Raw genomic sequence first — 12,076 nt, 5'->3', positions numbered from 1 at the left:
GTCACTCCTCGTTGAGGCGGGCCAGCAGGGCCTGTTTGGCGTAGGTGAACTCGTCCTCGGTGAGCACGCCGGAACGGCGCAGTTCGCCGAGTTCGCCCAGGCGGCGCAGGATGGCGTCGTGGTTCTCCAGCTCGGCCACCCGGCGCACCAGCTTCTCCCGCTCGTCCTTCGGGTCGAGGGCCGGCGTGGGCGCGACGGCCGTACGGCGTGGCAGCCGGGCGAGCACGGCGGCGGCGACCAGGACGGTCGAGCCGCCGTAGCGCTGCACCCCCCACGAGATGCAGTTGGGGTCCTCCTCCGGGGACTTCCCCGAGGGGACGCCGCTGAGGTGGAAGCGGAGTCGTCCGTAGCCGATGCCCGACTGCGGGGCCCATTCGACGCCGGTCACCTCTCGCAGCGGGAACATCCGGGACCCGGCGGACTGCTTGGCGGTCTTGGCGAAGCCGGTCCAGTCGAGCCAGACGGTGTGGCCGTCGAAGTTCACCGTGCCGTCGCCCGCGGTCGCGGAGATCGGTACGGCGGGCCCGGGCAGCAGGAACCCCTCGGGAAGCGCCTCCGGGGTCCGTCCGACCTCCAGGTAGGCGCGCACCTCGTCGGCGAAGTAGCCCGCGGCCCCGGTGCGGTCCTTGGGGATCGACAGCCGGTAGGGGTCGGCGGGGTCGGTGAGCCGTCCGGCGGCGACGTCGGTGAGCGGGTCGGTGCCCGGCCGCAGCCGGAGCTGCAGGTTGCCGCCCTTGCGTGCGGGCTCGAAGGAGACGCTGCTGATCGCGGCGAGCGGTATGGTCAGCTCGCCGACGAGTTTGCGCAGCTCATGGATGTTCTTGTCGCCACCCGGGACGATCCTCAGGGTCTCGCCGTCGAATGTCCACGACCCGTCCGGGACGAAGATCTCCGCCATGCGGCCAGCCTAGTGCCCTGCGGATGGCCACCCGAAATCGATCACTTTTATTGGTTTGCCGCATATTGGGCTGGTCGGGTAGGAAACTCGCATGCTAAGGGGAAGCAAGGTAGGGCTCAGGGCTCGGCACGAGGACGACATTCCGGTCCTGGAGGCCGAACTCCACGGGGATGTGGTCACCACCTCGCGGGCCATGGGCCATCCGTGGCGGCCGATCACGCCCGGTTCGAAGGACTCACAGTTCGTGGTGGACGACACCAACCAGCAGAACGTCCATTTCTCCGTGGTGGAGCTGGACGGCGGCGCGCTGGTCGGCACCGCGGTGCTGTGGGGCATCGACACCCACAACCGGTCCGCGCACGTCGGGCTCGGGCTGCTGCCGTCCTCCCGGGGCAGGGGCTACGCCACCGACGTGGTCGCGGTGCTGTGTCACTACGGGTTCGTCGTGCGCGGCCTGCAACGGCTGCAGGTCGAGACGCTGGCGGACAACGCCGCGATGCTGCGCTCGGCCGAGCGTAACGGCTTCGTCCGTGAGGGCGTGCTGCGCTCCTCGGCCTGGGTGATGGGCGAGTTCCTGGACCAGGTTCTGCTCGGTCTCCTGGCCCAGGAGTGGAAGCCGGAGCCCTAGGACCTGCGAAGCTGCGGTCCGGAGAAACGGATCATGTTGCCGGAGGGGTCGCGGAAGGCACAGTCGCGGACGCCGTACGGCTGGTCGATGGGCTCCTGGAGCACCTCGACCCCGGACACGCGGATCTTCTCGAAGGTGGCGTCGACGTCGTCGGCCTTGAAGAAGACGCCGTTCAGCACCCCCTTGGCCAGCAGGGCTTCGAGCTGCTCGCGGTCGGTCGGGTAGACCGTGCCGACCTGGTTCAGGACGATCTCGACGTCGGGCTGGGAGGGGGTGGTGAGGGTGAGCCAGCGGTACCCCTCGATCACGACGTCGGACTTGACCTCCAGGCCGAGAACGTCCCGGTAGAAGGCGAGGGCCTCGTCCTGGTCGCGGACTTCGAGAAAGACGTGGGAGAGCATGAGTGCCATGGGGGAAACCGTACTCAGGCGTCCTCAACGGGGGCTTCTCGGATTCTGCTCGGCCGGGTGATGATCCTGGCGTAGCAGCCGGGCATGGCGGCGTTCCCGCTGTGGTCGCGTGCCCGGTAGGCGCTGGGGCTCTCGCCGACCAGTTCGGTGAAGCGCGAGCTGAACGAGCCGAGGGAGGTACAGCCGACCTCGACGCAGACCTCGGTCACCGACAGGTCGCCCCGGCGCAGCAGCGCCTTGGCCCGCTCGATGCGGCGCGTCATGAGGTAGTTGTACGGCGTCTCGCCGTAGGCGGCCTTGAAGCTGCGGGAGAAGTGGCCGGGCGACATGAACGCGGCGCGGGCGAGCGCGGGAACGTCGAGAGGGCGGGCGTACTCACGGTCCATGAGGTCACGGGCCCGGCGCAGGTGGGCGAGGTCCTCGGGTGTCACCCGGCCAGCATGCCACGACACGGGCCGCCCCACCCGGGGAGGGCGGGGCGACCGGGGCTCAGCGTTTGACGCCGATGCCGCCGTACATCGAGACCTCGTCGTCCCTGAGGGAGCGCGCCTCGTCGTCGGGGTGCCAGTGGTGCACGGGGACGAGGCCGGGGGGCACGATGTCCAGGCCCTCGAAGAAGAGGTCGACCTCGGCCCTGGTGCGGGTCTTGGAGGCGATGCCGCGGTCGTTGAAGGCCTTGACCGCCGACGTGACGCGCTCGGGGGCGGCGTCGATCGCGATGGTCGACAGGGCCAGGGCGCTGCCGGACGGCAGGGGCCGCATGAGCTGCCTGACGATCTCGTGCGCCTCGTTCTCGTCGGGGATGAAGTGCAGGATGGCGATCAGGCAGAGGGCGACGGGCTTGCTCAGGTCGAGGGTGTCCTGGGTCTCGGCCGCGTTGAGGATGCCCTGCGGGTCGTGGATGTCGGCATCGATGTAGGTGGTCCTGCCGGTCGGGGTGCCGACGAGCAGGGCGCGGGCGTGCTGCAGCACGATGGGGTCGTTGTCGATGTAGACGATCCGGGCGTCGGGGTTGACCTGCTGCACGACCTCGTGGAGGTTCGGCGAGGTCGGCAACCCGGTGCCGATGTCCAGGAACTGGGTGATGCCCAGGTCCGAGGCGAGGTGGCGGGCGACGCGGATCATGAAGTTCCGGTTCGCCCGTACGGATGTCCGCAGGTAGGGCGACAGGGCCATGACCTCCTCGGCGACCTTGCGGTCGGCCGCGAAGTTGTCCTTGCCCCCCAGCATGTAGTCGTAGACCCGGGCGGAGTGCGGCTGGTTGGTGCGCAGGTCGACAGGCTTCGCGCTGTCAGGCGTGAGTCTGGACCAGTCCAAGTTTCCCGACAAGGATGATCCTCCGGTCTTTGGCTCGACATCGAGTCATATAGCTATAGAGCCTGTCGATCATATGCCGACTTCACGCAAAGGGGGCGGAGAGGAGATTGCGGGATGAGAACATTTCATGCCTGTAGGGAAGGGTTCATCTCGCCCGCCATCCCCGGCGGGGACGGGGCTCCGGCTTGTCGCAGATCAGTTCGAATACTCCGCCGGGGGCGGATCTCCGGTAAATCCGGGGGCGTCGGAATTCACCTGACGGGCGAATGCCGGACGGAAATCAATTCGCCTTTCCAGGGCTCGGCGGCACACGGCCCTCCTGGATGGAATATGGCTGTTTGACCATGGGTTGGGACGACTGTGACCACGACATGGGTGGCGGCCTTCAGGTCCGCGGTGATCGACCCCTCGCAGCTCTCGTTCAACCAGCCGCTCTCCTTCACGGGCATGACCCTGCGGCAGATCCTCCACCTCGACGGCGGGGGAACCACCCTGCGCGTACGGCTCAGCAACCGGTACGGCACCGACCCGCTCAGCGTCGCCGCCGCCCGCGTCGCCGTACGGCCCGCCGGTGGGCGGGGCGGGGAGATCGACCCCGAGACCGACACCGGGCTCCGCTTCGACGGGCGGGACGGCACGACGGTCCCGGCGGGCGGCGAGGTCGTGAGCGACCCGGTCGAGCTGGCGGTCGAGGCGGGAACCGACCTGGTGCTGAGCCTGTACCTCCCCGAGAAGACGGGCCTGGCCACCTTCTCCCACCAGCCCGCCGAGACCGGGTACGTGGTCGAGGGCGACGCCGTCTCGGCGACGACGCTTCCCGGCGCGCGGGAGGTCGGCGCGCGTTTCTACGTCACCGGGGTCGACGTGCTCGCCCCCGAGGGCACCACGGTCGCCGTCGCCTTCGGTGACTCCTGGTTCGAGGGGGTCGGCACGACCACGGGGGCCAACCGGCGCTCCCCGAACCTGCTGAACCGGCGGCTGGAACGGGGCTGGGTGGTCAACCAGGGCATCGCGGGCAACCGCCTGCTGGCCGACGGGATCGGCGAACACGCCTTGGCCCGCTTCGAGCGCGACGTGCTCCAAGTGCCGGGTGTGAGCCACGTGCTGGTCAACTTCGGCATCAACGACCTGGGTCTGCCCGGCATGTGGGGGCAGCCGCCCGTGACGGCCGGGGAACTCGTCGCCGGGTTCACCGAACTGGCCCGCAGGAGCCACGAGGCGGGCCTGCGGATCCTCGTGGCGACCATCGGCCCGTTCGCCGACTCGACCTACCCCGGGCTGGACTCGCCCGAGGTGCGGGAGATCCGGCGGACGGTCAACGAGTGGATCCGCGGCACGGACGTCTTCGACGGGGTGTTCGACGTGGCGGAGGCCGTGCAGGATCCGGAGCGGCCCGACCACCTGCGTGCCGAGTTCGACAGCGGCGACCACACGCACCTCAACGACGCGGGCGCCCAGGCGATGGCCGAGACCGTGGACCTCGGCCTGCTCAAGCTCTAGCCTCAGGCCGCCTCCCGGCCCCTCCGGCACGACCTGTCACGATGTGATCCGGTGGCGCGCACCGGTACGGCCCGTCGCCGCTACCCTTGCCGACGGGAAGACATGGGCCGTGGCGCTCTGGCCGGGAGGTGCGATGGGTGACGCGGTGGACGCGTTGCTGGCCCAGTGGGAGCGGGAACGGCCGACCCTTGACGTGTGGCCGATGGGGATCGTCGGCCGGATTTCGCGCCTTTCCCGGCTGTTCGAGCGCGAGCTGAAGGAGTTCTTCGCCGCACACGGGCTTGAGCACTGGGAGTTCGACGTGCTGGCCACGCTGCGCAGGGCGGGCCCGCCGTACGAGTTGACGGCGGTGGCGTTGCTGCGGGCGGCGATGGTCACCTCGGGGGCGATCACCAACAGGATCGACAGGCTTGAGGCCAGGGGCCTGGTCGAGCGGGTCAGGGACGTCAGGGACCGCCGCCTGGTGCCCGTACGGCTCACGCCCAGGGGATGGGAGATCGTCGAGGAACTGGTCGGGCTGCACGTGGCCAACGAGGCACGGCTGCTGGCCGCACTGGACCTCGACGATCGTGAACGGCTCGCCGGGACGCTCCGCGTGCTGCTGGAGTCCCTGGGGGACGTCTCGGTCGAGTGAGACGGCGAAGCGGGTGCGGCCGATCCGGGCCGTGACGCGGGACGGCCCCCGGTCGGGTGACCGGGGGCCGTCAGGAGTCTCGCCGGGGGCGTGCCCGTCGTCAGCCGCTGACGCGACCGTCGGCGGCCACGGCGGCCAGGGACTTCTTCTGGGGGGCGGCCGCGGCCGGAGCCCCGGAACCGGGCAGGTTCCTGCTGAAGCCGTACACCACGGCGGCGGTGGCGATCGCGCCGGTGTTCAGCGCGAGGGCCTTGTCGCTGATGTTGGCGATGGTGTCACAGGCCTGGTGGTAGCACCCGTCGTACGGCTGGCCCGCGACGCCGCCGAACAGCGCGGCCTCCTCGGCCGTCTTGATGCCCTCGGCGCCGGTGAACAGGCCACCGGAGGGGATGCCGACCTCGATGAACGGTCCGTAGTCGGAGCGGCCGTCGAAGTCGGTGCCGTTGTGGGGCTGGCGCAGGGTGTCGAAGTACTTCTCGAAGAGCTTCTCGATCTCGGCGGAACCGGCGGGACCGGCGGGCGAGCCCGTCTGGTCGGAGTCGTCACCGTCGTAGATCTTCAGCGCGTAGTTGGGGGAGGCGACCATGTCGAAGTTGAGGTACAGCTTGACCTTCGCGCGCTGGTCGGCGGGCAGGTTGTCGACGTAGTACTGGGAGCCGAGCAGGCCGAGCTCCTCCGCGCTCCACCAGGCGAAGCGGAGCCTGTTGGTCGTGGGGATCCTGCCGAGCGCCTCGGCGACGGTGAGGTCGGCCGCGCTGCCCGAGCCGTTGTCGTTGATACCGGGGCCGTCGACGACCGAGTCGAGGTGCGAGCCGATCATGACGACCTTGTTCGGGTCGCCCCAGCGCGAGTCGGCGATCACGTTGTGGGTGAGGCGGTTCTCGCTGGTGGTGTCGGTCTTGATGTGCACGACCGTGCCGGCGGGGGAGGCCAGGTCCTCGCCGACGGCGAAGCTCGCCCCCAGCACGGGGATGGTCACACCGGGGCCGGCGAGCCGTCCCAGAACGGTGTTGGTACGGCCGGGCTGACCCTCGTTGAAGATGATGACCGCCGAGGCGCCCGCGGCCAGGGCGTTGCGCGCCTTGACCTCGAAGTCGCAGGTGCCGCGCTGGACCAGCGCGACGTTGCCCCTGGTGAACCCGGCGAAGTCCGACGCCTCACAGCCCGAGGTCGAACTGGGGGCCGGGGACGGCGGCAGCGTCAGGTCCACGGCCTGCACGGTCCCGGTGACGTCACCGGAGGCGGAGTAGGTCATGGTCGAGAAGTCACCGAGGGTGGAGCTGCCCGGCTCGGTCGGGGTGTACGTCCTGGGGTCGGGGGAGATCTGGGCCAGTGTCGCGGCCGAGTTCTCCGTGAAGTAGCCGAACTCGAACGGTTGGAGCGTGACACGCCAACCGGCCTTGCGCAGCTTCGCCGCGACGTACTCGGCGGAGGCGTCGTGCCCCTTCGTCCCCGCGGCGCGGGTCCCGTTGTTGGCGTTCGCGATGTTCTGCAGCGCCCGCAGGTGGTTCTTGACCAGGGGCGCCGTCACAGATTTGACCAGCTGACTCTGTACGGCGCTCACCCCGGGATCGGCCTGGGCCGGTGGGACCAATGCGAGAGGCAGGCCGAAAGCCGAAGCCACGGCGACGAGCCGGATCGCGTTTCTGCGCAGATTTGTGCGCATCTGGACTCCTCCACTGCTCAGAATTACGGAGAAATCTCCTGACGTGTCACCGGTGAGAATCGCGACGTGACACTGAATGGAAACCTAACCGTCTGACGGCATTTGGGAAAGAGTCTTTTTTTCTGAAAGGCGAACGCGGCTTTTCCCCGCAGGTCCGAAGGTCCGTCAGTCGTCGTGGAAGTCGCCGGGGTTGCAGTAGTCGACCTGGTTCGTCGTGGTGAACGGACCATTGATGATCTTCCTGACGAACCGCCCGGTCTCCAGGATCTCCTCGGCGGAGGCCTCGTAGGTGAACTCCTGCCCCGCCTGCAGCCGCCGGTCGCCGACCAGGATCGGCTTGTTCGCCCGGTAGATCGGCGCCCACGGGCAGCAGTAGTAGTGCTGGCTCAGCACCGAGACGTCGCCGCGCTCGATCCCGTCGTTGATGTCCTCCTGGAAACGCAACGTCTGGGCCGGGTTGGGGTCGTGCCGCCACAGCTCGGTGATCGACTCGCGGGCGCGCGCGTCCTTCGTCCACCGGTTCAGCGTCTTGGGGTCGGTCAGGCACCACGGGTCGAAGCCGGGCTGGCCGGGACGCGGCAGCTTCCTGCGCTGCTGCTGCGGGGGCGCGGGCGCGGTCGGGGCCGTGGGGGTGCCGCTCTGGCCGTACGTCCTGAGCAGGGTGGGCATCGCCACCAGTTGTCCCAGGTGGTGGTAGGTCTCCAGGGCGCCGCGCAGCCGTTCCTCGATCAGCTCGTGCAGCTGCGTGTCCGCGTTGGGGGAGTACATGTTGATCGCGTAGTCCGCGGCGGTCGCGGCCCGCGCGGCGACCTGCCGCAGCCGGTCGCGGTCGGCGAGCCGTTCGTCGGGGACGCCCGCCTGTTCGAGCAGGCCGAGCGCCAGCTCCGCGTGCTCCTTGATCGCGGCGGCGGCGGCGATCATCGCCTCCAGGTGGGCGCGCGGGCAGGGCTGGACCTCGACCCAGCCGGGCAGGTCGGCGGGCAGCTCACGCGGGTCGGCGATCTTGAATCCGGGGTTGGCCGCGGCCTGGCGGGCCAGCGAGAGCCATCCCTCGACCTGGCCGAAGAAGGCCCACACCTGCTCGGCGGTGACCTGTGGCAGGTAGCCGACCGTCTTGGCGTCGGCGCGGTAGTCCGCCTCGATCATCTTGTCGCCGAGCGTCTGCAGCACGAACGCGTTCCACGAGTACAGCTGCTGCGCGGCGACCGCCTCGGAGGCGCTCCACGGGTCGACTCCCTCGACCGCCATGCCCCTGCGCAGGACCTCGACCTCGTCGAGTACCTGGTAGACGCCTATCCCCGCCTTCTGCAACGCCTCCAGGGTGGTCGCGGGCACCTCACCCTTGAATCCCGCGATGACACGTGTCAGCAACCCCGGCTTTTCGGGCATTTGTCTCCTATCGTCTCTCCCCGCGATAACAGACGCGTGAACGGTGGGAAAGGTTCCTGTCTGGAGAGAAATAGGACGAGATTTCGGTCATTTCATTCTATTACTGCACTTCGTGGGAATTCCGGCAGTCCGGTATTCGTGGTTTCGGCGTCCCCGGGTCACACGGCGGCCCGGGCGTGCACCCGGGCGAGGAAGGGCAGCAGGGAGCCGGCGAGCACCTCGGGGAACTCGGCGTGCGGGTAGTGGCCCGCCCCCTCGACCAGCGTGAGCGGGGCGTTCATCCTGGCCGCCTGGAGTTCGGCGACGGCCACGGGGTCGGCGAAGTCGGGGTCGGCGGTGCCCATGACGACCAGCGCCGGGCAGGTGACCCGGTCAAGCCAGGCCTCGCTCATCGGGGGCGCGGAGACGTAGGCGCGGGTCGCGTTCCTGCGGGTGCGCAGGGCGGCGACCGACCGGGCGCGGTAGTCGGCGAGGTCGGCGGGCGGCGCGCTGGGGTAGGCGGACCTGAGGTAGGCGCCCCAGACCGAGGGGAAGGCCACGACGACCTTGCCGACCAGCGCCAGCAGCGCCCTCTTGACCGGCCCCGTCGGCAGGTTGGGGACGAAGCTCGCGATCGGCACCACCCCGGCGACCAGGGCGGGAGCCTCGGCGGCGGCGCACATGATGGACCCTGCGGAGTAGGAGTTGCCGACCAGTACGGCGGGCCCGGCGTCCAGGTGCCCGACCAGGGCGGCGATGTCGCGGCCCTGGGCCTCGTAGGAGTAATCGGCCCACTCGGCCGAGGACTCCCCGCAGCCGCGGATGTCCATGGTCGCCACGCGGTATCCGGCCCGCACGAGCAGCGGGCGCAGGAACCGGTAGGACTCACGGCTGTCGAGCATGCCGGGGATCATGACCACCAGCGGGCCGTCACCCTCGACGTCGTAGGCGATCCGGCCATCGTCGACCTGCAGGAACCGGGTTTCCATGTCTCCTCCGTGAGCACTCGTTGTTTTCGAGAGCGGCGCTCTCGATGGGTCAATCGTGCCCCCTTGCGGAATGGAAGTCAAGAGCAGTGCTCTCTTTTCGTTTTGGTGATCTCGTCAAGGGTCGGCCGATGCTCTGGTTGGATGTCTACGCATGGACGTCACGGAGTTGCTCGCGACCCAGCGGGACGTGGAGGGGCTGGACCTCTCGGAGATGGCGCTGACCGACGTGCTGGCGGCCGAGCCGTACAGGTTCGTCAACTGTGACCTGCGGCGGGCCGACCTGAGCGAGGCCGTCCTCGTGGGGTGTGTGTTCGACCGGTGCGCGCTCGACGGCGCCGACTTCCGGGGCGCCGACCTCGACGGCGCCAGGTTCGACGGCGGGGGAGGGGCCGACCTCAGGTTCCTCAACGCGGAGCTGACCGACGCGGTCTTCGTCAACGCCGACCTGTCGAGTGCCCGGTTCGGCAACGCCCTGCTGACCGACGTGAGCTTCACCGGCTGCCGGATGATCGGCGCGACCCTCACCGGGACCCGGGGGACCCCGTTCACCCTCTCGCGCTCCAACCTCACCCTGGCCGACGTGTCCGGCTGCTCCTTCAGGAAGCAGGAGATCGAGGGCGTACGGTTCGACGAGGCCAACCTGTCCGGCTGCGACTTCACCGACGCCGTCCTCACCGACTGCCGGATCATCAGGGCACGGCTGGTGAACACCACGTTCACCAGGACCGACCTGCGGGGAACCGACCTCGGTCAGCCCGACGACCGCGACCTGCGCTCCCTCGCCGGGGCCGTCATCACCTCGGGGCAGGCGGCGGCCATCCTCACCGACCGGGGGCTGACGGTCCTGTGACCCTAGGCCTTCGAGGCCTGGGCGCGCAGGCGGGCGGCCTGCTCCTCAAGCAGGCGCGCCTGCTCCTCAAGCGAGGCGGCCGGGACGGGCCGGGGCTCGTCGTCCGCGTGCGGCCTGGCGGTCTCCGCCTTGAACATGCGCAGCGACCGGCCGACGGACCTGGCCATGTCGGGCAGCTTCCTCGATCCGAAGAGGACCACCAGGACGAGGGCGATGATGAGGATCTCGCCGGTTCCCAGACCAGCCATGACACATCCTTACTGGAAACGGGTGCTTCGCCTTCGATCGTACGCACGCCCCCGAGTGCTCTCACGGCAGGAGGGCGTAGCCGTACAGCGACCCGGCGGGACCGGACCCGTGCGGGCGCAGCCGCCGGGCGGACAGCCCCGGATACGAGCCCTTGCGTACGGCGCCGCCGATGAGGACCACCGTGCCGTGGTCGGGGGAGCCCACGAGGAGATCGTCGGGGGAGCCGTCCGCCCGCCTGACCGGGGCCAGGGAGGCGCCGAAACCGTCGCGTCCACGCGGGATGAGGACGTTGTGGTGCCTGGTCAGCCCACCGGAGCGGGTCCCCGCCAGGACCTGGACCGCGCTCTCGCCGGGAACGCCGATCGCCAGGTCGTCGTCCCCGTCCCCGTTGAAGTCACCGGCCGCGAGCGCGGTGCCGAACCGGTCGGCGTAGCGGGCCCTGCCCACGACGCCCCGGGTGTTCTGGGTCCACATCTCGCTGCCGAGCGCGCTCAGCCCCCGGCGTGAGCCGTACAGCACGTGGACCGCGCCCGCGCCGTAGTCCAGGGCACGAACGTTCGCGTCGAGATCCTCGCCCGGCACACCGATCGCCAGGTCGTCGCGGCCGTCGGCGTCGAAGTCCCCGACGGCGAGGGCGGCGCCGAAGTGGTCCCACTTCTCCGCCGAGCCCTTCACGTTCGGGCTCTCCTGGGTGTAGGCCCCCGCCTGCCGCGCGGCCAGGTCCAGGATCGTCACCGAACCGGCCCCCGAACGCTGCCCGCCGTCCCCCGGCGCGCCGACCGCCACCTCGTCACGGCCGTCGCCGTCGAAGTCACCGGCCGCCACCGTCGCCCCGAACTCGTCGGTGCTCAGCGCGTCCTGGGCGATCCACGGGGTCTCCTTGGTGAGCGTGTACGGCCGGTGCCCCTTGACGCCGTAGACGCCGATCCCGCCCCCGACGCCGAGTCCGGGGACCCCGATGACCAGTTCGTCGGCCCTGTCGCCGTCGAACTGCCCGACCGCGAGCGCGGCGCCGAACCGGTCACCCGTCGCGCGCCGCCCGAACCCCGTGACGTCCAGCGCCTTCCCCGGGCGCAGTCCCCGAGGCGAGCCGTGGAACAGGTACACCACCCCGTCACCGTCCTCCCCCGGCCTCCTGGCGTCGAGGAACTCCTCCGACGCCCCCACGGCGAGATCGGCGCACCCGTCCCCGTCGAAGTCACCGGCCGCGACGGCCGAGCCGAACGAGTCACCGGTCTCCGCGGCGCCGGGCGCGCCCCGGCTCCCCTGGGCCAGCCGTTCGGTCCTGCCGGTGCCGTACCTGACGGTCACCTCACCGGCGCGGAAAACCCCGCCGACCGTGGCGTACGGCGCGGCGACCACGGTGTCGGGACGGCCGTCGGCGTCGAAGTCGGAGGCGACCCCGGAGCACTCCCCGGCGGCGCCCGTGACGGCGTCCGTGGAAGGGCTCGTGACGGCGTTGGCGGGAGGGCTCGTGACGGCGCCGGCGGGGGAGAGGAGGGAGGTGAGCAGAGCGGAGGCGAGGAGGGCGCTCATAGGTCGAACGGTCCCCGGCCAGGACCACGAG

General features: G+C 70.1%; 13 protein-coding genes. 4 read left to right on the top strand and 9 right to left on the bottom strand.

Annotation, left to right across the window (positions count from 1 at the left end; genetic code table 11):
- Position 1 precedes the first annotated feature (1 nt).
- On the bottom strand, positions 2 to 898 hold the full coding sequence (locus ABT340_RS36525) for a DUF4429 domain-containing protein (RefSeq protein ID WP_352015483.1): 897 nt from the start codon (positions 896 to 898) through the stop codon (positions 2 to 4).
- Positions 899 to 989: 91 nt separating this feature from the next.
- On the opposite strand from ABT340_RS36525, the gene ABT340_RS36520 reads away from it, so the two are divergent.
- A complete protein-coding gene (locus ABT340_RS36520) occupies positions 990 to 1,526 on the top strand; it encodes a GNAT family N-acetyltransferase (protein ID WP_352015482.1) in 537 nt (178 codons plus the stop codon).
- Here the strand turns inward: ABT340_RS36520 and ABT340_RS36515 are convergent.
- The 3 genes from ABT340_RS36515 to ABT340_RS36505 all read right to left on the bottom strand — a co-directional run bounded on the left by ABT340_RS36515 (position 1,523) and on the right by ABT340_RS36505 (position 3,253).
- The gene (locus ABT340_RS36515; protein WP_352015481.1) at positions 1,523 to 1,936 is read right to left on the bottom strand and encodes a VOC family protein; all 414 of its coding nucleotides are present in this window, start codon (positions 1,934 to 1,936) and stop codon (positions 1,523 to 1,525) included. The genes ABT340_RS36520 and ABT340_RS36515 overlap by 4 nt on opposite strands.
- Positions 1,937 to 1,950: 14 nt before the next feature.
- Positions 1,951 to 2,322, bottom strand: a complete 372-nt coding sequence (locus ABT340_RS36510) for a helix-turn-helix transcriptional regulator (protein ID WP_352015505.1) — start codon at positions 2,320 to 2,322, stop codon at positions 1,951 to 1,953.
- Between the two features lie 103 nt (positions 2,323 to 2,425).
- Positions 2,426 to 3,253 carry an SAM-dependent methyltransferase gene (locus tag ABT340_RS36505; protein WP_352015480.1) on the bottom strand — a complete coding sequence of 276 codons (828 nt, stop codon included), beginning with the start codon at positions 3,251 to 3,253 and terminating at the stop codon, positions 2,426 to 2,428.
- Between the two features lie 360 nt (positions 3,254 to 3,613).
- Here ABT340_RS36505 and ABT340_RS36500 point away from each other — a divergent pair, with 360 nt between their 5' ends.
- Together ABT340_RS36500 and ABT340_RS36495 are read left to right on the top strand one after the other, a co-directional pair.
- A complete protein-coding gene (locus ABT340_RS36500) occupies positions 3,614 to 4,753 on the top strand; it encodes an SGNH/GDSL hydrolase family protein (protein ID WP_352015479.1) in 1,140 nt (379 codons plus the stop codon).
- 133 nt (positions 4,754 to 4,886) lie between these two features.
- Positions 4,887 to 5,387 (top strand): MarR family winged helix-turn-helix transcriptional regulator, encoded by a 501-nt coding sequence (locus ABT340_RS36495; protein WP_352015478.1) that lies wholly within the window; start codon positions 4,887 to 4,889, stop codon positions 5,385 to 5,387.
- A 100-nt stretch (positions 5,388 to 5,487) separates the two neighbouring features.
- Here the strand turns inward: ABT340_RS36495 and ABT340_RS36490 are convergent, their stop codons facing one another.
- The 3 genes from ABT340_RS36490 to ABT340_RS36480 form a co-directional block, all read right to left on the bottom strand.
- A complete protein-coding gene (locus ABT340_RS36490; protein ID WP_352015477.1) occupies positions 5,488 to 7,053 on the bottom strand; it encodes a M28 family metallopeptidase in 1,566 nt (521 codons plus the stop codon).
- 165 nt (positions 7,054 to 7,218) lie between these two features.
- Positions 7,219 to 8,442, bottom strand: a complete 1,224-nt coding sequence (locus tag ABT340_RS36485) for a hypothetical protein (protein WP_352015476.1) — start codon at positions 8,440 to 8,442, stop codon at positions 7,219 to 7,221.
- Between the two features lie 158 nt (positions 8,443 to 8,600).
- Complete coding sequence (locus tag ABT340_RS36480) at positions 8,601 to 9,410, bottom strand: alpha/beta fold hydrolase (RefSeq protein ID WP_352015475.1); 810 nt, start codon at positions 9,408 to 9,410, stop codon at positions 8,601 to 8,603.
- Positions 9,411 to 9,561: 151 nt separating this feature from the next.
- Here ABT340_RS36480 and ABT340_RS36475 point away from each other — a divergent pair, with 151 nt between their 5' ends.
- A complete protein-coding gene (locus ABT340_RS36475) occupies positions 9,562 to 10,260 on the top strand; it encodes a pentapeptide repeat-containing protein (RefSeq protein WP_352015474.1) in 699 nt (232 codons plus the stop codon).
- Between the two features lie 2 nt (positions 10,261 to 10,262).
- Here the strand turns inward: ABT340_RS36475 and ABT340_RS36470 are convergent, their stop codons facing one another.
- On the bottom strand, positions 10,263 to 10,508 hold the full coding sequence (locus tag ABT340_RS36470; protein WP_352015473.1) for a twin-arginine translocase TatA/TatE family subunit: 246 nt from the start codon (positions 10,506 to 10,508) through the stop codon (positions 10,263 to 10,265).
- 61 nt (positions 10,509 to 10,569) lie between these two features.
- Positions 10,570 to 12,045, bottom strand: a complete 1,476-nt coding sequence (locus ABT340_RS36465; RefSeq protein WP_352015472.1) for an FG-GAP and VCBS repeat-containing protein — start codon at positions 12,043 to 12,045, stop codon at positions 10,570 to 10,572.
- Positions 12,046 to 12,076: the final 31 nt, after the last annotated feature.

Source organism: Streptosporangium sp. NPDC000239 (assembly GCF_040300765.1).
Classification (GTDB): domain Bacteria; phylum Actinomycetota; class Actinomycetes; order Streptosporangiales; family Streptosporangiaceae; genus Streptosporangium.
This window is presented reverse-complemented; position numbering and strand designations above follow the sequence as displayed.

Bases quoted from the DNA above. Each gene is read 5' to 3' on its own strand.
- ABT340_RS36525 (WP_352015483.1), bottom strand. From the start codon at position 898: ATGGCGGAGATCTTCGTCCCGGACGGGTCGTGGACATTCGACGGCGAG.
- ABT340_RS36520 (WP_352015482.1), top strand. From the start codon at position 990: ATGCTAAGGGGAAGCAAGGTAGGGCTCAGGGCTCGGCACGAGGACGAC.
- ABT340_RS36515 (WP_352015481.1), bottom strand. From the start codon at position 1,936: ATGGCACTCATGCTCTCCCACGTCTTTCTCGAAGTCCGCGACCAGGAC.
- ABT340_RS36510 (WP_352015505.1), bottom strand. From the start codon at position 2,322: ATGGACCGTGAGTACGCCCGCCCTCTCGACGTTCCCGCGCTCGCCCGC.
- ABT340_RS36495 (WP_352015478.1), top strand. From the start codon at position 4,887: ATGGGTGACGCGGTGGACGCGTTGCTGGCCCAGTGGGAGCGGGAACGG.
- ABT340_RS36490 (WP_352015477.1), bottom strand. From the start codon at position 7,053: ATGCGCACAAATCTGCGCAGAAACGCGATCCGGCTCGTCGCCGTGGCT.
- ABT340_RS36485 (WP_352015476.1), bottom strand. From the start codon at position 8,442: ATGCCCGAAAAGCCGGGGTTGCTGACACGTGTCATCGCGGGATTCAAG.
- ABT340_RS36480 (WP_352015475.1), bottom strand. From the start codon at position 9,410: ATGGAAACCCGGTTCCTGCAGGTCGACGATGGCCGGATCGCCTACGAC.
- ABT340_RS36475 (WP_352015474.1), top strand. From the start codon at position 9,562: ATGGACGTCACGGAGTTGCTCGCGACCCAGCGGGACGTGGAGGGGCTG.
- ABT340_RS36470 (WP_352015473.1), bottom strand. From the start codon at position 10,508: ATGGCTGGTCTGGGAACCGGCGAGATCCTCATCATCGCCCTCGTCCTG.
- ABT340_RS36465 (WP_352015472.1), bottom strand. From the start codon at position 12,045: ATGAGCGCCCTCCTCGCCTCCGCTCTGCTCACCTCCCTCCTCTCCCCC.